Source organism: Roseateles sp. 22389, from assembly GCF_052044995.1.
Classification (GTDB): Bacteria; Pseudomonadota; Gammaproteobacteria; order Burkholderiales; family Burkholderiaceae_C; genus Roseateles.
Genome location: NZ_JBQEOF010000004.1, coordinates 374,832 through 394,263, shown reverse-complemented (window position 1 = coordinate 394,263; position 19,432 = coordinate 374,832). Strand labels below are relative to the sequence as shown.

15 protein-coding genes are annotated in these 19,432 nt (G+C 72.2%); 3 read left to right on the top strand and 12 right to left on the bottom strand.

Annotated features, from left to right (window positions below; genetic code table 11):
• The 5 genes from ACTJKJ_RS08580 to ACTJKJ_RS08560 form a co-directional block, all read right to left on the bottom strand.
• Positions 1–3,754, bottom strand: a 3,754-nt coding sequence (locus ACTJKJ_RS08580) for a condensation domain-containing protein (protein ID WP_440820162.1), incomplete at its 3' end; no start/stop codon positions are given.
• A gap of 231 nt (positions 3,755–3,985) precedes the next feature.
• Positions 3,986–4,735, bottom strand: a complete 750-nt coding sequence (locus ACTJKJ_RS08575; protein ID WP_440820161.1) for a thioesterase II family protein — start codon at positions 4,733–4,735, stop codon at positions 3,986–3,988.
• A gap of 3 nt (positions 4,736–4,738) precedes the next feature.
• Positions 4,739–4,984 carry an MbtH family protein gene (locus ACTJKJ_RS08570; protein ID WP_091724543.1) on the bottom strand — a complete coding sequence of 82 codons (246 nt, stop codon included), beginning with the start codon at positions 4,982–4,984 and terminating at the stop codon, positions 4,739–4,741.
• Positions 4,985–5,107: 123 nt separating this feature from the next.
• The gene (locus ACTJKJ_RS08565; RefSeq protein ID WP_147242855.1) at positions 5,108–5,353 is read right to left on the bottom strand and encodes a DUF4880 domain-containing protein; all 246 of its coding nucleotides are present in this window, start codon (positions 5,351–5,353) and stop codon (positions 5,108–5,110) included.
• Between the two features lie 134 nt (positions 5,354–5,487).
• Positions 5,488–6,012 carry a sigma-70 family RNA polymerase sigma factor gene (locus tag ACTJKJ_RS08560; protein WP_091724541.1) on the bottom strand — a complete coding sequence of 175 codons (525 nt, stop codon included), beginning with the start codon at positions 6,010–6,012 and terminating at the stop codon, positions 5,488–5,490.
• A gap of 115 nt (positions 6,013–6,127) precedes the next feature.
• Here ACTJKJ_RS08560 and ACTJKJ_RS08555 point away from each other — a divergent pair, with 115 nt between their 5' ends.
• On the top strand, positions 6,128–6,916 hold the full coding sequence (locus tag ACTJKJ_RS08555; protein WP_440820160.1) for a 4'-phosphopantetheinyl transferase family protein: 789 nt from the start codon (positions 6,128–6,130) through the stop codon (positions 6,914–6,916).
• 78 nt (positions 6,917–6,994) lie between these two features.
• On the opposite strand, the gene ACTJKJ_RS08550 is transcribed toward ACTJKJ_RS08555, so the two are convergent.
• The 5 genes from ACTJKJ_RS08550 to ACTJKJ_RS08530 all read right to left on the bottom strand — a co-directional run bounded on the left by ACTJKJ_RS08550 (position 6,995) and on the right by ACTJKJ_RS08530 (position 15,225).
• Positions 6,995–8,263: an ABC transporter substrate-binding protein gene (locus ACTJKJ_RS08550; RefSeq protein WP_440820159.1), complete on the bottom strand. Its 1,269-nt coding sequence runs from the start codon at positions 8,261–8,263 to the stop codon at positions 6,995–6,997.
• A gap of 53 nt (positions 8,264–8,316) precedes the next feature.
• Positions 8,317–9,306, bottom strand: coding sequence for a LacI family DNA-binding transcriptional regulator (locus ACTJKJ_RS08545; RefSeq protein WP_440820158.1), 990 nt, complete (start codon positions 9,304–9,306; stop codon positions 8,317–8,319).
• A 114-nt stretch (positions 9,307–9,420) separates the two neighbouring features.
• Positions 9,421–10,839 (bottom strand): efflux transporter outer membrane subunit, encoded by a 1,419-nt coding sequence (locus ACTJKJ_RS08540; RefSeq protein ID WP_440820157.1) that lies wholly within the window; start codon positions 10,837–10,839, stop codon positions 9,421–9,423.
• A complete protein-coding gene (locus tag ACTJKJ_RS08535; protein WP_440820156.1) occupies positions 10,836–14,030 on the bottom strand; it encodes a multidrug efflux RND transporter permease subunit in 3,195 nt (1,064 codons plus the stop codon). Before ACTJKJ_RS08535 ends, ACTJKJ_RS08540 begins: the two co-directional genes overlap by 4 nt.
• 10 nt (positions 14,031–14,040) lie before the next feature.
• Positions 14,041–15,225, bottom strand: a complete 1,185-nt coding sequence (locus tag ACTJKJ_RS08530; RefSeq protein WP_440820155.1) for an efflux RND transporter periplasmic adaptor subunit — start codon at positions 15,223–15,225, stop codon at positions 14,041–14,043.
• Positions 15,226–15,366: 141 nt separating this feature from the next.
• On the opposite strand from ACTJKJ_RS08530, the gene ACTJKJ_RS08525 reads away from it, so the two are divergent.
• Both ACTJKJ_RS08525 and ACTJKJ_RS08520 read left to right on the top strand, forming a co-directional pair.
• Complete coding sequence (locus ACTJKJ_RS08525; RefSeq protein WP_091724534.1) at positions 15,367–16,077, top strand: response regulator; 711 nt, start codon at positions 15,367–15,369, stop codon at positions 16,075–16,077.
• A complete protein-coding gene (locus ACTJKJ_RS08520; RefSeq protein ID WP_440820154.1) occupies positions 16,074–17,183 on the top strand; it encodes an ATP-binding protein in 1,110 nt (369 codons plus the stop codon). The genes ACTJKJ_RS08525 and ACTJKJ_RS08520 overlap by 4 nt, the downstream gene beginning before the upstream one ends.
• Here ACTJKJ_RS08520 and ACTJKJ_RS08515 read toward each other — a convergent pair.
• Both ACTJKJ_RS08515 and ACTJKJ_RS08510 read right to left on the bottom strand, forming a co-directional pair.
• Positions 17,174–18,280, bottom strand: a complete 1,107-nt coding sequence (locus ACTJKJ_RS08515; protein WP_440820153.1) for a glycosyltransferase family 4 protein — start codon at positions 18,278–18,280, stop codon at positions 17,174–17,176. The genes ACTJKJ_RS08520 and ACTJKJ_RS08515 overlap by 10 nt on opposite strands.
• Before the next feature lie 85 nt (positions 18,281–18,365).
• Positions 18,366–19,370, bottom strand: a complete 1,005-nt coding sequence (locus ACTJKJ_RS08510) for a Bug family tripartite tricarboxylate transporter substrate binding protein (RefSeq protein WP_440820152.1) — start codon at positions 19,368–19,370, stop codon at positions 18,366–18,368.
• Positions 19,371–19,432 lie beyond the last annotated feature (62 nt).

Sequence of the window (19,432 nt, the reverse complement as noted above, 5' to 3'; positions counted from 1 at the left end):
TGGCCGCGCCCTTGCCGAGCTTGGACAGCTTGTCGAGTTTGCTCAGCTTGTCGAGCTTGCCGGGCTTGTCGACGGCGGGCATGGGAAGGGAAGTCATGGTCGGCTCCTTGAAGGGCGGAGGAGAAGCAGGCGTCAGGCCGCCCGGCACGGCGTCGAGCAGCGCGTCGAGCGCCGCATCGGGCGCGGCCGCGGCGGCGCGCAGCAGCGCGCGCCAGCCTTGCGCGAAGGCCTCGACGCTGGCCCGCTCGTACAGCGCCGCGGCGAAGACCCACTCGGCGCGCAGGCCATCCGGCGTGTCGGTCACGAAGACGGCCAGGTCGAACTTCGAGGTGGCCGGCGGGCGCGACTCGAGTCGCAGGCTCAGCCCCGGCAGGTCCGTGCGCCCGGCCGGCGTGTTCTGGACGACGAACAGGGTCTGCACGAGCGGTCCATGTCGCCGCGTGCGCGGCACGCCGGCCGCGTCGACGATCTGGTCGAAGGGCATCGCGGCATGCTCGAAGGCGCTCAGGCTCAGGTCCCGCACCCGCGCCAGCCACTGGGCGAAAGTGCCGCCGCCCTCGCGCCGTGAACGCAGCGGCACGACATTGACGAAGAAGCCGATCAGGTCCTCGATCTCGGGCCGGTCGCGCCCCGCGACATCGGTGCCGATGACCAGGTCGTCGCTGGCGGCGCGGCGGTGCAGTGCCGCGAGGAAGGCGGCCAGCATCACCGCGAAAGGCGTGCTGCCTTGCGCGCGGGCCAGGTGCCCGATGGCTTCGGCTTCCTCGCGCGGCAGCATCAGCTCGATCGCCTCCCCGGCCATCGACGCCACGGCCGGTCGCTCGCGGTCGGGTGGCAGCGTCGACAGCACGGGCGCGCCGCGCAGCGTCTCGCGCCAGTGCGCGGCGAGCGCGGGAAGCGCCGCAGCGAGCTGGCGCGTCTGCCAACTGGCGTAGTCGGCGTACTGGACCGGCAGCGGCGACCAGGCCGGTGGCCGGCCCGCCTGGCGCGCGGCATAGGCGGTGGCCAGGTCGCGGACAAAGACGGCCACCGACCAGCCGTCGAAGACGATGTGATGAACGCCCAGCAGCAGTGCGTGGCGCTCGGGCGCCAGCCGCAGCAGCGTCGCGCGCAGCAACGGGCCGTCGGCGAGCTCGAACGCGATGCCCGCCATCGCGGCGAAGGCCTCGTCCAGCATCGCGGACCGGCGAGCCTCGGGCAGCGCCGACACATCCGTCAGCGGGAGCTCGAGCGCGAGCGGCGGCCGCGACACGGCCAGCGGCTCACCGTCGTCGTTCTCGGGATAAACGGTACGGAGCACCTCGTGTCGCTCGACGAGGTCGGTCAGCGCCGCCCGCAGCGCCGGCAGGTCCAGCGGACCCGACAGATGCAGCGCGGCCGTCATGTTGTAGGCGGGATGGGCCTGGCGCTCGGCGCGCGGCGTCAGCCGCTCGACCAGCCACAGCCGGCGCTGCGCCGGCGACAGCGGCATCGTGGTGCCCCGCGCGATGGGGAGCAGCGGTGCCGATGTCGGCATCGCCTCGCCCCCCTGCCGCAGCGCATCGACCCGCGCGGCCAGTGCGGCGAGCGTCGGTCCCTGGAACAGGTCGCGCAAGGCCAGGTTCACGCCGAACCGCGCCGTCACGCGCGACGCGAGCCGCGCCGCGGTCAGCGAGTTGCCGCCGACGGCAAAGAAGTGGCTCCTCGGAGTCAGGCGAAGGTCGCCGGCGTCCTCGAGCACCTCGTGCCAGATCGCGGCGAGCGCCTGTTCGGTATCGGTCAGCGCCGCATCGCCGCCTGCATGGGGTCCCGCGTGAGGTCCCGTATCGCGTTTTGCATCGCTTCCCGCGTCCAGCATTGCGTCGGACGCTGCACAAGGCGCTGCGTCGGATGCAGCGTCGAGCCTCCGAGGATCGGCGTCCTCCGCATCGACCGTGAAGCGACCGTCCGCATGCACCGCGTAGGCATCGAGGCTGTCGTCCTGCCAGCCGCGACGCGCCGCGCTGCGCTGGATCTTGCCGCTCGAGGTCTTGGGCAGTCCGCCGGGGTTCAGCAGGACGGTCACCCTCGGCGCCTCGCCGCAGACCTCGCCGACCACCGCAGCGATCGCATCGACCAGCGCCTGCGGCGTCACCGCCTTGCGCGTGGCGCGGGACACCTCGGCCGCGACGCCGATCGCATCGCCCGTCGGGCCGGGCACCGCGAACGCCGCGATGCGGCCCTTGCGCACGAGATCCAGCCGGGTCTCGAGCGCGGCCTCGATGTCCTGCGGATAGAGGTTGTGGCCGCGGACGATGATGAGGTCCTTGATGCGGCCGGTCACGTAGAGCTCGCCGTCCAGCACGAAGCCCAGGTCACCGGTGCGCAGCCAGCGATCCGGCCCCTCCTCCGCGAAGGTCTCGGCGCTGGCCTCCGGCCGGCCCCAGTAGCCGAGCGCGACGCTGGGCCCCTTCACCTGGATCTCGCCGATCTCGCCCGCGCCACGCGCCGTGGCGCTGGACGGATCGACGATCCGCAAGGCGTGATCGGGCGCGACGGCTCCGCAGCCGACCAGGCGCTGAGCGCCGACGTCACAGGCAACCGCCCCGCTCTCTCTCGTCGCGTCGCTTGACGCGATCACTCCTCTCGCGTGCGTCGCCGCGGCCGGCGCCGTCGCCGCCCCATCCTCCGGCAGCGGCTCGGCGATCCCGCGCTTCAAGGCCTCGCTCGAGAAAAGCCGCGACACCGCGCCGTGCGTGCGCTGGCTCCCGGTCACCAGCAGCGTCGCCTCGGCCAGGCCGTAGCTTGGCGTGACGGCACGCGCCGCGAAGCCGCACGGCGCGAAGGCGGCCTGGAAGGCCGAGACCGTGTCGGCGCGGACCGGCTCGGCGCCCGACAGCGCGATGCGCCAGGCGCTGAGGTCCCAGGCTGGCGGCGCGTTCCGGTCGGCGCGCGCGACGCGATCGGCGCACAGGCGATAGGCGAAGTCAGGCCCGGCGGCCACCGTGCCGCGATAGCGGTGCATCGCGTCCAGCCAGCGCGTGGGTCGCGCGAGGAAGGCGGCCGTGGTCATCAGCACCAGCATCCCGCCAGCGTGCAGCGGCTGCAGCAGGCCGCCGATCAGGCCCATGTCGTGGAACGGCGGCAACCAGCTCACGTAGACGTCCCGCGCGGTGGTGCCCAGCGTCGCCTGGATCGCGATCTCGTTGGCCATCAGGTTGCCGTGGCTGACCATCACGCCCTTGGGCGTGGACGTCGATCCGGACGTGTATTGCAGGAAGGCGATGTCAGCGGATCGCGGACGGTGCGGACGCCACGCATCGGCGCGTTCGGCGCGGATGTCGTCGACGGCCAGCAGCCGCGCGGCGCCGAGTGCCGCGATGCCGGCGATGCCCTCAATGCCGTCGAAGGCGCCGCCGTCGATGTCCGCTCGCGCGGCGAGGACCGCGGCCGCGCCCGCGTCGCGCGCAATGGCGCCGAAGCGCTGGAGGTGCTGCGGCCGGGCGGGCTCGGGCGGGAACACCGGCACCGCGATGAGGCCGGCGTACAGGCAGCCGAGGAAGGCGACGAGGTAGTCGTCCGTGCCCTCCAGCGCCAGCAGCACCCGCGCGCCCAGCGGCAGGTCGGCGTCCTGCAGCGCGGCAGCGACCGCCCGCGCGCGGCGCGCCAGCTCGGCGTAGCGCACGGGGCGGTCCCGGCCGTCGAGGCCGCCGTCGTCGAGCATCACGAGCGCGATGTCGTCCGGCCGCGTGCGCGCGAGTTCGTCGACGCGGTCGACGAGGGTCGCGGACGGCATCCCGGACGCCGTCGAGGCAGGCGCGGACGAGGCTCGCGGCGCGGCTATCGCGGCGTTGTCCGTCGCGGTGGGGTCCGTCGCAGTGGGGTCCGCCAAGGTGGCCGGAGAAATCGGAGGAACCGGAGAAAGGGACGAAAGGCTCTGCATCGCGGCAGTCATGTCGCGCTTCTTTCTGTGAGGAGGTCGGAGCGGCGGCGCCCGCTCACCCGGTTGACCCGGACGGCGGCGCGCTCACGCGAAGGCGTCGGTCGCGGGGACGGCGCGCGCGCCGGCGGCGCTCAGGTGGCAGGCCAGCGCGGCCAGCACCGCGCCCTCCTGCTGCCGCACGAAGAAATGGCCGCCGTCGAACCAGTCCAGGGTCATCGGCAGCGTGGACTCGGCCGACCAGGCGGCCAGCCGCTCCGGCGCGATCTCGTCCTGGCGACCGGCCAGCACGTGCAGCGGCACCGGCAAGGGCGCGCGCGCCTCGTGCTGGTAGCTCGCGCACACGCGGTAATCGGCGCCCAGCACGTCCAGGGTCAGCCGCAGCAGTTCCGCGTTCGCGAAGACCTCTTCCGGCGTGCCACCCTGACGGCGCAGGTCGGCCACCAGCGCGGCCTCATCGCCGATCACGCGCTGCAGGCGCGCCGTATCGCGACGCGACGGCGCCGCGCTGCCGGACGCGATCAGCGCCAGCGGCAGCCGCCCGCCGCGCTCGCGCAGACGCTGCGCCAGGCCATGCGCGAGCAGCGCGCCCATGCTGTGGCCGAAGAGCGCGAACGGCGTGGCCGGCGCCAGGCGCGGCGCGAGTTCCTCGCACAGCTGGTCGGCCAGCGCGTCGAAGTCCTCGACGAAGCGCTCGCCCAACCGGCCGCCCCGGCCCGGCAACTCCACCGGCGTGATCGCGATCCATCGCGGCAGCAGGCGCCGCCAGCGCAGGTACATCGTGGCGCTGGCGCCCGCGCAGGGCAGGCACAGCAACTGGACGGCCGTCTCGGACATCGATCACTCCGCCGCGGCGGCGCTGCCCGATTCCTGGCGCGCCATCCACTCGCGCAGCGACTTCGGACGCATGTCGGTCCAGGTGCGATCCACGAAGGCCAGCACCGTCTTCTTGTCGCCGCGCACGTCCGGCACCACGGACCAGCCGCCGGGGACCGCCTTCCAATGCGGCCAGATGGAGTACTGGTCTTCGTGGTTGACGAGAACGATGAAGGTGTCGTCTTCGCGATCGAAGCAGCTGGTGGACATGGAAACGCCTCTTGCAGGATGGGTGATGCCGGCGCCCTCCGGTCGATCCGGAGATGGCGGCTTGTCCTGTGAAGACGTTTCAGCGCGGGAGATGTTCATGGCGCCCGCGCCGACCCTCCCGGGTCAGTCGCAGGGCTCGGGCGGCGCGGTCGCGGCGGTGCCGTCGCCGCGCGGGGCGCGCGCGGGCACCTGTCCCGCGAGGTCCCAGAGCCGCGCCGCCTGCCGATGGGCGCGGCGATGCGCGGGATCCTCGGCCAGCCAGCGTTCGAGTTCGAGCCGGGCAGCGGCGTCGAAGCGCGCACGGTCGAACTCGCGTTGCACCCACGTCCAGGCGGCTTGCCAGACGGGATCGTCCTGCTCTTGTGTCATGGTGGGTTGGCGGCGGCGTGACCCGGAGTGAAAGGCCCGGGGCCGGTCGGCCCCAGGCGCGGGAGCTTACTCCAGGGACGCATCGCGGCGCGCGCCGGGCGCGCTTGCGGCGAGCGACGGGCGCGCGACGCGCGTCAGTCGTCGGCCAGCAGGTGCCGGCAGCCCGCGATCGCGCGCGCGGCGTCGGCGATCCAGGCGTTCACCAGGCCCAGCGCGCAGCCCATGCGCTTGGCGATCTCGCGCTGCGTCAGGCCCTCGAGGCGGTAGAGCTCGAAGGCCTGCCGCGTCTGCGCCGGCACGCCGGCCAGCGCCCGGTCGATCGAGCAGATCACCTGCTTGTCGCGCATCTGTTGCTCGGGGGACGCGGTATCGGGGATGTCCAACTCATCGGCCTCCACGTCGAAGCAGCGGTAGTTCGCCTCGACGCTGTGCTTGCGGCAGTAGTCCAGGGCCAGGTTGCGCACCACGCGGCTGCAGTAGCACAGCGGCCGGTCGGCCTGCCGCGGCGACTCGCCGTGGATCAGCTTCAGGTAGGCGTCCTGCAGCACGTCGTCCGCCTGCTCGGGCGTGCGGACGATGCCCTGGGCGATGCGCCGCAGACGCGGCCGGTTCTCGATGAAGACGTGAGCCAGCGTAGGCTCCACGCACGGGGTGGTCATGACAGGACGGCTCCCTGTGACTTCGAGGTCACCTAGATGATAATAATTCTCAACAAGACCGGACTCTACCGTCATCCGAGCCGATCTTTCCCTTTCCCGCCGACAAAAGAGGGACATGACACAAGCGCTTCATCCGGCAACAGATCGCGTCGAGCCGTTTCCGTCGCCGCCATCCTCGTGCTGGGAACGGCTCGCGCGCCTGGCGCCGCAACGCCTGGCGGCCATCGAGGCCTGCCTGATGCCCGCCCCCCATGCGCTGCCCGCTGGCGTCGCCGGGCGGGGGATGGATCTCGAGCAGCTGCAGGCGCTCGCGCAAGACCTGGTACCGGCGCTGGTGCCGCCCGCTTTGCAGCGGGCGAGCGCCTCACGGCAGCTCGGGCACCTCGGCGGCCGGCTGTGCGCGGAGGCGGCCATGGCCGCTGCGAGCGGGCGTCGCGTCGGTATCGGCATCGGCGAGTCCGGTGCGCCGCTCTGGCCGGCCGATCTGGTGGGGTCGATCTCCCACACGCGCGGCGGCGCTTGGGCCTGCGTCGGGCTGCGCCCGGGATGGTCGATGGTCGGCATCGACAGCGAATTGCTCGCCGATGCCGACGCCGTGCGCAGCATCGTCGAGCTGTGCTGTACCGCCGAGGAACGCCGGCGCTGGTTCCCGCAGGCGCCGGACCCGCTGCTGGCCACCCTGCTCTTCTCCGCGAAGGAGAGCGTCTACAAGGCCATCCACCCGGTGGTGCGGCGCTTCGTCGAGTTCGACGAGGTCGAGCTGGTGGCGCTCGACGCCGGCCGCAGCGCGCTGCGGCTGCGGCCGGTCCCTGGCGGGCCGCTGGCGGCGCGCTTCGACGGCTTCGAACTCACCGCCGTGGTCGCCGGCGACCAGGTCCACACCGCACTGGTCGCCGGCGCGTGACACCGGCCTCGATGCGCCGATCGAAGCCCACGCCGCGCTCGCGGCAGGCACCGATCACTGCGCCGGTCACGGCGCCGATCACTGCGTCTTGGCCGCCGCCACCAGCCGGTCCATCGCCTGGGCCGGCGTGATCGCGTCGCTGTTCCAGAACTGGCTGACCACGTCCTTGAGCGCGCCCTCGGCGGCGGCGCGGACCGCCATGCCGTGCGCGATCGACGGCAGCAGCGTGCCGGCCTTGCCCGCCTCCGCGAAGTCGGCGGCCGAGGCCTTGGCGCAGTCGTCGTAGCGCGCCAGGCTCACGCCCTGGTGCACCGGGATCGAGCCCTTCTCCAGGTTGAAGGACTCCTGCACCGCCGGCGACAGGATGGCCGAGGCCATGTCGCGCTGCGCCTGCTGGTTGGCCTCGCCCTTGACCTTGAACATCGCGAAGGAGTCGACGTTGAAGGTGTAGGACTTCGCGGTGCCGGGCGCGGGCACGCACAGGAAGTCCTTGCCCGCGGTCTTGCCGGCGGCCAGGAATTCGCCCTTGGCCCAGTCGCCCATGATCTGCATCGCGGCCTCGCCCTTCATGACCATGGCCGTGGCCAGGTTCCAGTCGCGGCCCGGCGCATTGCGGTCGGTGTAGGCCTTCAGGCGACGGAAGGTCGCGAGCGACTTCTCCATCGTCGGGCTCTTCAGGCTGGCCGGGTCGAGCTGGATCAGCGCCTTGCGATAGAAGGCCGGGCCGCCGGTGCCCAGCACCACCGTCTCGAAGGTGGTGAAGTCCTGCCAGGACTGCCCGCCGTGGGCCAGCGGGATCACGCCGGCCTTCTTCAGCGCGTCGGCCGCGGTGAAGAACTCGTCCCAGCTCGTCGGCGGCTTGACGCCGGCCTTCTTCATCACCTCGGGATTGATCCAGAGCCAGTTGACGCGGTGCACGTTGACCGGCACGGCGATGTAGTGGCCCTTGTACTTCACGATGTCGCTGATGACCGGCAGCAGCAGCTCGTCCCAGCGCTCGGCCTTGGCGACGCTGTCGATGTTGGCCAGCATGCCTTCGGCGGCCCAGTCCTGCAGCAGCGGGCCCTTGATCTGCGCGGCGGTCGGCGCGTTGCCGGAGATGGCGCGCGACTTCAGCACTGTCATCGCCGCGTCGCCGGCGCCGCCGGCCACCGCGAAGTCCTTCCAGTGGTGGCCCTTGGCCTGCAGCGAGTCCTTCAGGCCGGAGATGGCCTTGGCCTCGCCACCGCTGGTCCACCAGTGCAGCACTTCCAGGTCGCCGGCGCGCGCCGGGCCGGCCAGCGCGCCCAGGGCCGCGAACGCGGCGGTGGCGAGCACGGCGCGTCGGGTCAGGTGAATGGTCTTCATCGTTTGTCTCCTTTTGTGGTCTGGGGGTGGATCGGAAGGATGGGCAGGCGCCGTCAGTCGATGCAGCTGGTGCTGTCGCGCACCACCAGCTCGACCGGCAGGGTCACGGTCAGCGCCTCCGGCGTCGGCAGCTCCAGCAGCAGCTCGACGCCCTTGACGCCCAGCGCCGTCTTGTCGACGCGGACAGTGCTCAGCGGCGGGTGGCTGACAGCGGCGCCGCCGATGTCGTCGAAGCCGATGACGGCGATGTCCTCGGGGATGCGCAGGCCGGCGTTCAGGCACTGCCGCAGGGCCACCAGGGCGGCGCTGTCGTTGAAGCAGACCACCGCGTCGGGCCGGCGGCGGCGGTCGAGCAGGCTGCGCATGGCCGCGGTGATGCCGGCCTCGCCGTCGCCCAGCTGCGGCGCGATGATCTCCAGGTCCGGGTCGGCCTGGACCTTGGCCTCGAACAGCGCCCGCCGGTAGCCGCGGGCGCGCTGCTCCAGGCTGTAATGCGCCGGCGAGCCCGAGATCAGCGCGATGGTCCGCCGCCCGCTGCGCAGCAGGTGGCTGGTGGCCAGGAAGCTGCCGTGCTGATGGTCCGGGTTGACCGAAGTCATGCCGCGGCGATGCATGTCCACCAGCACCATCGGCTTGCCGCTGCGCTTGAGCGCGTCCAGCACCTCGGGCTCGAAGTAGCCGACGCACAGGTAGGCGTCGAGCTGGTGGACGCGCACCTGGTCGATCACCGGCTGCTCCGGCCCGGCCACGAGGAAGGAGAGCGACAGGCCTTCTCTCTTGCAGGCCTGCTCGGCGCCGTGGAGCACCGCCGAGAAGAAGGGGCTGGACGCCAGCGTGTTGTGCTGGCTGTGCAGCAGGAAGCCGATCCGGCGGATCTTCTTCTTGCGCAGGTGGTTGACGTCGTAGCCGAGACGCATGGCGGTCTCGCGCACGATCTGGCGGGTCTGCTCCGACAGGCCGGACTGGTTGCGCAGGCCGCGCGAGACGGTGCCGATGGACAGGCCGGCGGCCTTGGCGATATCGCGGATGGTGATGCTGCTCATGGGTTGGGGGCGATTCTTGGAAAGCCCGTTTCAAGGGTCAACGAAGTCGCACGAGTTTCCCAACTGTTTAGGACGGTTCGCTAAACACCCCAATCCTGACGACGATCGCTTCAGTTATTGACGCGATCGTGCTTCCGGCAGGACGCGGTCGTTCTCGCTCAACCCGCCGCCCAGCGCCTTGTAGAGCGCGATGGCATTGCCGATCTCCTCCCCGCGCAGGTCCAGCGCCGCCTGCCGGGCGGCGTACAGCTGCCGCTGGGCGTCCAGCACCTCCAGGCGGCTGTCGACACCGGCCCGGTAGCGCAGCTCCGCGAGCGCCGCCCGGCGGTCAGCCGCCTGCACGACACGCTGCTGCGCCTCGGCCTGGCGCGCGTAGCGCTCCCGGCCGGACAGGCCGTCGGCCACCTCGCGGAAGGCCGCCTCGATGGCGCGTTCGTACTCCAGCACCGCGGCGGACTTGCGCAGCTCGGCCAGCCGCACTTCCCTCCGCAGCTGGCCGGCATGGAACAGCGGCTGCGTGATCTGCGGCGCGAAGGACCAGACGCCGGAGCCGCCCCTGAACAGGTCCTTCAGCCCCGGACTCGCAGTCCCCACCGACGCCGTGAGCGAGATCCGCGGGAACAGCGCCGCGCGCGCCACGCCGATCTCGGCGTTTGCCGCCACCAGCGCGAGCTCCGCCTGGCGCAGGTCCGGGCGCCGTGCCAGCAGCTGCGACGGCAGGCCTGCGGGCAACTGCGTGATCACGGCCGCCTCCATCAGCGACGCGCCCTCAGGCAGGTCCGCCGGCAGCGGCTGGCCGACCAGCTGGGCGAGCGCATGGCCACGACGCTCGGCCTCGCGCTGTCGCGCCTCGCGGTCGGCCTCCGAGGACGCCACCTGCGCCTCGGCCTGCGCGAGCTCGAGCGCGCCCGTCTGGTTCGCGGCCCGGAGCTGGCGGACCAGCGCGAGCGAGCCGCGCCAGTCCTCGACGGTGCGCGTGGCCAGCGCCAGCTGCGCCTGCGCCAGCCGCTCGGCGAAGTAGGCCTGGGCCACCGCGCCGACCAGCGCGATGCGCGCCGCGTCGCGTCCCTGCGCCGAGGCCAGATAGCGTGCCAGCGCCGCGTCCGAGGACGCGCGGACCCGGCCGAACAGGTCCAGCTCGAACGCGGTGATGCCGACGCTCGCGCCCGCCTGGGTCTGCGTCGCGCGCTGGCCGCCGGCGTTGACGCGTTCGCGCGTCATCGAGACGCCGGCATCCAGGTGCGGCAGCTCGGCCGCCTTCTGGACGTCGTATTGCGCGCGCACCATCTCGACGTTGAGCGCGGCCAGGCGCAGGTCGCGGTTGTGGGTCAGCGCCAGCTCGATCAGCCGCTGCAGCGCCGGGTCGTTGAACATGGATCGCCAGCCGAGGTCGGCGGCGGTCCGGTCGGTCACCGGATCGTCCCGCAGCGGATAGGCGGCGGGCACCGGGCTGGCGGGGCGCTCCAGCGGCGGCGTCAGCGCGCAGCCGGTCAGCATCGCGGCCGCCGCGAGGGCGATGAACATCATCTTCATGCGGGCTCCCGGGAGGAATGGCGGTTGTTGTTGTCGTCGTTGCCGTCGTCGCTGCCACTGCCGGCGCGCGGGCCGGCCGGGGTCGACGCGGATCGCCCGCGCCACGCGGCGAGGCGCTCCTGCAGGCGCATCACGAAGACGAAGAACACCGGCACGAACACCACCGCCAGGACCGTGGCGCTGACCATGCCGCCGAAGACGCCGGTGCCGATGGCGCGCTGGGTCTCGGCGCTCGCGCCGGAGGCCAGCATCAGCGGCACCACGCCCAGCACGAAGGCCAGCGAGGTCATCAGGATCGGCCGCAGGCGCATCCGCGCGGCGGTCACCACGGCGTCGACCAGGCCATGGCCCTCCTCCCGCAGCTGCTTGGCGAATTCGACGATCAGGATCGCGTTCTTCGCCGACAGCCCGATCACCGTGATCATCCCGACCTTGAAGAAGACGTCGTTGGGCAGGCCGCGCAGCAGCACCGCCGCGACCGCGCCGATCAGGCCCAGCGGGACGACCAGCATCACCGACAGCGGGATGGACCAGCTCTCGTAGAGCGCCGCCAGCACCAGGAAGACGACCAGCATCGACAGCGCCAGCAGCATCGGCGCCTGCGCCGCGGACTCGCGCTCCTGCAGCGACTGGCCGGTCCATGCGACGGTGAAGCCCGGCGGCAGCTGCGCCGCCAGCCGTTCCATCTCGGCCATCGCCTCGCCGCTGGAGGTCGGGTAGTTGGCGCTGCCCGAGAGGCGCGCGGCCAGGTAGCCCTGGTACCGCGCCAGCTGCAGCGGCGTCTCGCTCCAGATCGGCCGGACCAGCTCCGACAGCTGCACCAGGCCGCCGGCGCCATTGCGCACGGTGAGCTTGAGCACGTCGTCCAGCTGCATGCGGGCCGGCGCGTCGGCCTGCACGATCACCGGCTGCATCCGGCCCCGGTTCGGGAAGTCGTTGACGTAGAGCGAGCCCATCGCCGTGGACACGGTGTCGCTGATGTCGTTGAACTCGACGCCCAGCGCCTGCGCCTTCTGGCGGTCGATCTCCAGCCGCACGCCGGTGCCCGGCGGCAGACCTTCCGGATACACGCCGGTCACCGCGCTGCTCTGCGCCGCCAGCTCCAGCAGCCTGGCCTGCGCCGCCTGCAGCGCCGCAGCGCCCTGGTGGCCCTGGTCGACCAGCCGCATCGTGAAGCCGTAGGAATTCCCCAGCTCCTCGATGGCCGGCGGCATCAGGCTCATCACCATGCCCTCGGTGCCGGCCAGCGCCTCCTGGGCGCGCCGGGCCTCGTCGGCCGTGGTGGCGCCGTCGCGGCGGTCCCAGGGCTTCATGTTGGTGAAGGCCATTGCCGCGTTCGGGCCGGAGCCCGAGAAGCCGAAGCCCAGCACCGCCATGTTGCTGTCGACGCCGGGGCGCGTGGCCAGGTGGCGCTCGTAGGCGCGGATCGAGTCCATCGTGCGCTCGGTCGTCGCGTCCGAGGGCAGCTGGAACATCGTCATGAAGTAGCCCTGGTCCTCCTCCGGCAGGAACGAGGACGGCAGCATGCGCAGCGCCGCGACCAGCGCGCCCGACAGCGCCAGGAAGACCAGCATCATCCGCCCGCTGCGCGCGACCAGCCGCAGCACGCCGGACTCGTAGCGGCGCGTGAGCCGGTCGAAGCGCCGGTTGAACCAGCCGAAGAAGCCGCGCTTCTCATGGTGGCCGGCCGGGATGGGCTTGAGCAGCGTGGCGCACAGCGCGGGCGTCAGGCTCAGCGCGAGGAAGGCCGAGAACAGGATGGACACCGCCATCGACAGCGCGAACTGCTGGTAGATCACGCCGACCGACCCGCTGGAGAAGGCCATCGGCAGAAACACCGCGGTCAGCACCAGCGTGATGCCGACGACCGCGCCGGTGATCTCCTTCATCGCCTTGACCGTCGCCTCGCGCGGTCCCAGGCCCTCCTCCGCCATCAGGCGCTCGACGTTCTCGACGACCACGATCGCGTCGTCCACGATGATGCCGATCGCCAGCACCATGCCGAACATGGTCAGCACGTTGACCGAGAAGCCGGCCACCAGCATCACCGCCAGCGTGCCCAGCAGCGCGATCGGCGCGACGATCGCCGGGATCAGCGTGTAGCGCAGGTTCTGCAGGAACAGGTACATCACGAGGAAGACCAGCACCATCGCCTCGAGCAGCGTGTGCACGACCTGCTCGATCGAGAGCTTCACGAAAGGCGCCGTCTCGAACGGCACCGAGTAGCTCAGCCCCTTGGGCAGCGCCGGCTTGAGCTGCTCGATCCGGTCCAGCACCGCCTGCGCGGTCTTGACCGCGTTGCCGCCCGGCGCCAGCTGCACCGCGAGCGCGGATGCCGCCTTGCCGTTCTCGCTGATGACGAAGCCGTAGGACTGCGCGCCCAGCTCGACCCGGGCGACGTCGCGCAGCAGCAGCCGCGAGCCATCGGCATTGGCGCGCAGCACGATGGACGCGAACTCTTCGGGCGAGCCGAGCTGGCCTTCCACCGTCAGCGGCACCGTCACTCGCTGGCCCCCGGCGGCGGGCGAGTCACCCAGCCGCCCCGGCGAGATCTGCACGTTCTGGCGCGCGATGGCGCCACTGACGTCCGACATGCTCAGTCCGTAGCCGATCAGCTTGACCGGGTCGACCCAGACCCGCATCGCCTGCTCCGCGCCGAACAGCTGCACCCGGCCGACACCGTCGATGCGGCGTAGCTCCTCCACGGTGTTGCGCGCGAGGTAGTCGCTCAGCGCGGTCTCGTCGACGCCGCCGTCGTCGGCCCGCAGGCCGATGATCATCAGGAAGGAGGACGAGGCGGACTCGACGACCAGGCCGTTCTGGCGCACCGCCTGCGGCAGCCGGGCCTCCACGGCCTTGATGCGGTTCTGCACGTCGACCTGCGCCATCGCCGGATCGGTGCCCGGCTTGAAGGTCGCGGTGATGCTGGCCTGGCCGGAGGTGTCGGCGGTGGACTCGAAGTAGAGCAGCCCCTTCACGCCGGACAGCTCATGCTCGATGAGGCTGACGACGCCGTCGTTCAGCGACTGCGGCGTCGCGCCGGGCGAGGTGGCGGAGATGGTCACCGACGGCGGCGCCACCGAGGGATAGCGGGCGATCGGCAGTTGCGGCAGCGCGATCAAGCCGAACAGGACGATGAACAGCGCGATGACCCAGGCGAAGACGGGCCGCTGGATGAAGAACTGAGGCATGGGTCGCTCCTCAGCGCACGGCCGCGGTGGAGGCGGCGGCCAGCGGCGATGCGGCCTCGCTCGCGACCACCTGCGTCTTCACGCCTTCGACCAGCCGGTCCATCCCGGTGACGACGACCCGGTCGCCGGCGCGCAGGCCGGCGCTGACGCGGTAGTGGCGGTCGACCAGCTCGCCCAGCTGCACCGTGACGCGGCGAGCCTCGCCGGCGCCTGACAGCACCCAGACCTGCGTGCCCATGGCGCCGCGCTGCACCGCCTGCTGCGGCACGCGCAGCGCCTGGTCATAGGCGCTGCTCGACAGGCGGGCTCGCACGAACATGCCGGGCAGCAGCTCGCGGCGGGGGTTGTCGACCAGCACGCGCATCAGCACGTCGCCCGTGCCCGCGTCCACGGACATGCCCGAGAACAGCACGCGCGCCTTCAGGTCGAGCGGCGCGCCGTCGTCGCCCAGGACGGTGACGGGCACGCCGGCACCCACCCCTTCTTCGGCCCGGCCCTTGCCGGCGGTCTCGAGCCGGCGCCGCAGCGGCGCGAGCGCGGCCGCGGGCTGGCGCACGTCGACATAGACCTGGTCGATCTGGACGATGCGCGCCAGCGGCGTGGCGTCGGTCGCGGCGACCAGCGCGCCCTCGGTCTGCAGGGCCTGGTCGATGCGGCCGGCGATCGGCGCCTCGACGGTGGAGAAGGCCAGCTCGAGCTGCCGGCGCCGATGCGTGGCGCGGGCCTGCGCCACGTCGGCGGCGGCGAGGTCGCGCTCGGTGGTGGCGTCGTCGAAGGCCTGGCGGCTGACGGCCTCGGCACGGGCCAGCGGCGCCAGCCGATCGTGCTGCTGCTGGGCCCGCGCGAGCGCGGCCTCGGCCCGCTGGAGCGCCGCGGCCGCGATGGCGGCCTCGGCCTGGAACGGCGCGGCATTGATCGCGAACAGCGGCTGCCCGGCGCGCACCTCGGCGCCCTCCTGGAACAGCCGGCGCTGCACGATGCCGCTGACCTGCGGCCGGATCTCGGCCACGCGCAGCGCGGCGACGCGGCCGGGGAAATCCTCCGAGACGGTCAGCGCCTCGGGCTTCAGCGTGGTCACCGTCACGGCGGGCGGCGGTGCCGGCGGCATCTCGCCGGCCTCCATCCCGCACGAGGCCAGCAGGCTCGCGGCCAGGGCGCCCGCGCCGCGCCGGACCCAGGGCGTTCGATTCTTCATGTTCACGTCGCTTTCAGACTTCAGGGACAGCGGCGATCGCCGTCGCCAAGGGGCCGGAGTCTGGACAGCGTCGATGGAGGCCGGGCTGAGGAACTGTGGAGATTCGATGGAGCGGCGATCGTCGGAGGAGAATCCGCGCCCATGACGGATGCCTTCACCAGTTCCCTCGTGCTGATCGTCGAGGACGAGCCCGAGATCGCCGACATCCTCCAGGCCTACCTGGAGCGCGAGGGCCTGCGCACCGCGCGCGCCACCGACGGCCGGCGCGCGCTGGAGCATCACCTCGCGCTCAAGCCCGACCTGGTGCTGCTGGACGTGCAGATGCCGCTGCTGGACGGCTGGCAGGTGCTGGCCGCGATCCGCCAGCGCGGCGACACACCGGTGATCCTGCTGACCGCGCTGGACCAGGACGTCGACAAGCTGACCGGGCTGCGCATCGGCGCCGACGACTACGTCGTCAAGCCCTTCAACCCGGCCGAGGTGGTGGCGCGCGTGCAGGCGGTGCTGCGCCGCGCGGGACGGCCCAGCCGCCCGCCCGCGCCGGTGCTGCGCGTGGCGCCGTTCGAGATCGATCTGGAGAACCATGTCGCGACCGCCGAGGTCGGCGGCCTGCCGCAGCGGCTGTCGCTGACGCTGACGGAGTTCCGGCTGCTGGCCGAGATGGCCCGCCATCCGCGGCGCGCCTACAGCCGCGCCGAGCTGCTCCAGGCCTGCCTGCCCGAGGGCGACGCGCTCGAGCGCACCGTGGACAGCCACGTCAGCAAGCTGCGCCGCAAGCTCGAGGACCTGGGCGTCGAGGGCGTGCCGGCCAGCGTGCGGGGCATCGGCTACCGCTTCCGGGAGGTCGAATGAATCCCGCGCCGGCGCGCCGGCGGGCGGAGCTCCCTGCCGGCGGGCTGAGCCGGCAGATCGTGCTGTCGATGACGATGGTCGCGTTCTGGCTGACGGTGCTGGTGATCAGCACCTCCTTCGCCTTCTATTACGTGCTGTCGCGGGTGCAGCCCGAGATCATGGAGACCGACTCCATGGCGTTGACGCCGCCCGAGATCGTCTGGATGGTGCTCACCACGATCGCGGCGATGGCGGGCGCGGCCTGGGTCGCCTCGCGGCTGGCGCGACGCATCCTGGTGCCGCTGAACTCGGTGGCGGACTGCATCCAGCAGGTCGCCGCCGGCGACCTCAGCGCCCGCGCCGTCGGTGGCGACCTGTCGCTGGGCGAGGCCTCGCGGCTGGTCGAGGACTTCAACTCGATGGCCGACCAGCTCGAGCGCGTCACCCAGGAGAAGGCGCAGTGGAACGCGGCGATCGCCCATGAGCTGCGCACGCCGGTGACCATCCTGCGCGGCCGTCTGCAGGGGCTGGCGGACGGTGTCTTCGAGCCGTCCGAGGCGCAGTTCCGCAAGCTGCTGTCGCAGGTGGAGGGCCTGTCCCGACTGATCGACGACCTGCGCACGCTGGGCCTGTCCGAGAGCGGCCACCTGCACCTGCAAATCGTCGAGACCGACCTCGCCGAGGAAGTGCGCAAGGTTGTCGACGTGTACGAGCACGCGATGGCGGCGGCCGGCCAGCGCGTCGTCCTCGACCTGCCGCCGGGCCGCGCCCACGTCGATCCGGTGCGCCTGCGACAGGTGCTGCTGGCCCTGCTCGAGAACGCCCGCAAGTACGCGGTGCCGGGCGTCGTGCGCGTGCATGCGGGCGTGAGCCGCGGCGTCTGCGTGCTGCGCGTCGAGGACGAGGGACCGGGCGTGCCGGCGGCCGTCGCGCAGCGCGTCTTCGAGGCGTTCTGGCGCGCGGAGAGCTCGCGCTCGCGCGACAGCGGCGGCACCGGATTGGGATTGGCGGTGGTCGGCGCGATCGCGCGCGCGCATCGCGGCCACGCGGTGTGCGTGCCGTCGCCGCTGGGCGGGACGGCGATCGAGCTGACCTGGCCGGACACGCCGGCCGGGACTCAGGCGTAGGAGCCGCCGAGCGTTGACGTTGACGTTGACGTTGACGTCGGCGTCGACGTCGGCATCAGCGAGCGATAGAAGGCCTCGATCCGGGCGACCGCCAAGTCGCGGTCATAGGGCGACAGGTCATAAGCGACGCGGGACCGCACCCGGCCATGCCCTGGCAGGCGCAGGCCGCGGATGCTCGCCTGCAAGGCCGTGCCCAGCGCGGTGACGTCCTCCACCGGCACGAGCGTCGCCGGCGCGTCCGACAACAGCTGCTGCAGCCCGTTCGTGCGCGTGGCCACGATGGGCAGCCCGGCGCGCATCGCCTCCAGCACCGCCAGCGGCAGCGCCTCCTCGCGCGAGGGGGAGACGAACAGGTCCATGTCCTCCAGCACCGCGTCGACGTCGTCGCGGAAGCCGAGGAAGTGGATGCCGGGATGACCCGCGGCCAGCCGCTTCAGCGCCCTCGCCTCCCGACCCTCGCCGAGGATGGCCAGCACCGCGTGGCCCGGCGCATGCCGCGAGAACGCACGGATCAACAGATCGACCCCCTTGCTGCGATGCAGCCGGGCGACGGTGCCGACGAGCACCTGGTCGTCGGCCAGCTTGAGCTGCTCGCGCAGGCCCGGCCGTCGCGGCGCTTCGCCCAGCGCCTTGGGCTGATCCGATCGCGGCGGCCAGTTGTAGATCACGCGCGCCGCGCCGAGGTAGTCGCCGAGCGAGTCCCACTGCGCCTGGTTGACGCAGATCAGGCCGTCGAGCCGCTCGTGGTGATGGGCCTTGTAGCCGACGTGCAGCGTGCCGAAGCGCAGCGCCGCCTCGCAGCGGGCGACGGTCTTGCAGGCGGGGCCGAGGTGGCCGTGGCAGAGGTCCGCGCCCAGCCGGCGCAGCAGCGCATCCAGGCGGGTGCCGCGCCACAGCGGGAGCGCCAGCACGTGGTGGTCGACGCCCGCCGGCATGGCGCGGCACAGCGCCGTGCTGCCGCGGGTGACCACGTGGACGCGGTGGCCGGCCGCGGCCTGCGCGGCGGCGAGGTCGAGCGCATGCCGCTCCGCGCCGGCCAGGCGGGACGAGAAGACGACATGGACGATGGTCAGCGGAGGAAGTGAGGGGGAAGCCATGGCGCCCAGTCTGGGACGCCTGCATGGACCCTTCGTGGACGGATCGTGGAGAGATGATGGAGGGCCCGGCCCACCCCGGCTCCGCTCACTCGATCTGGACGTTCGCGTCTTTCACCAGCTTCGCGAACCTGCTGGTCTCGCTGCGGATCTGCGCGGCCAGTTGCTCGCTGCTGCCGCCGGTCGGCTCGGCGCCGATCTCGTCCATGCGCTTGCGGAACTCCGGCGCCTGGATCACCTTCACCATCTCCGCGTTCAGGCGGGCGACGATGTCCCGGGGCGTCGCCGCCGGCGCCAGCACGCCGAACCAGGTGCCGATGTCGAAACCTTTGAGCCCCGCTTCCTCCAGCGTCGGCACGTCGGGCAGCGCGCTGGAGCGCCGGGCCGTCGTGACCGCCAGCGCGCGCAGCTTGCCGGCCTTGATGTGCGGCAGCACCGGCGTGATGGTGTCGAAGGACATCTGGATCTGCGCGCCCAGCAGGTCGGTGGCGAGCGGGCCGCTGCCCTTGTAGGGCACGTGCAGGAGCGTGGTGCCGGTGGCGTTCTGGAACTGGGTGCCGATCAGGTGCTGCGCGGTGCCGTTGCCGTTGGAGCCGTAGCTCCATTGGCCTGGATGGGCCTTCAGCGCCGCGACCAGCTCGGCCACCGACTTCGCCGGCGTCGCGCCCGCATTGACGACCAGCACGTTGGGCACCAGCGCCAGGCCGGTGATCGGCACGAAGTCCTTCTGGAAGACGTAAGGCAGCTTCTTGTAGACGCTGCTCGCGATCGTGTGGTGGACCGCGCCGATCAGCAGCGTGTAGCCGTCGGGCTTTGCCTTGGCGACGTAGTCGGCTCCAAGCGTCGCGCCCGCGCCGGGGCGGCTCTCGACGATCACCGGCTGGCCCAGGCTCTGCTGGAGCTTCTCCGCCAGCGCGCGGGCCAGCACGTCGGTGGTGCCGCCGGCGGGGAAAGGCACGACCAGGGTGACCGGCTTGGTCGGCCAGGGCTGGGCGAAGGCCGGCGGTGCGAGCAGCGCGGGCGCGGCGACGGTCAGGCCGATCGCGGTGGCGAGCAGCGCGCGCCGGGCGCGGTGGAGGGACGTGAGGCTCATGGGGTCTCCTGGTCGATGGCTCTGGGGCCACTCGGGCGGGTGCGGCCCTCACCCCTGCCCTC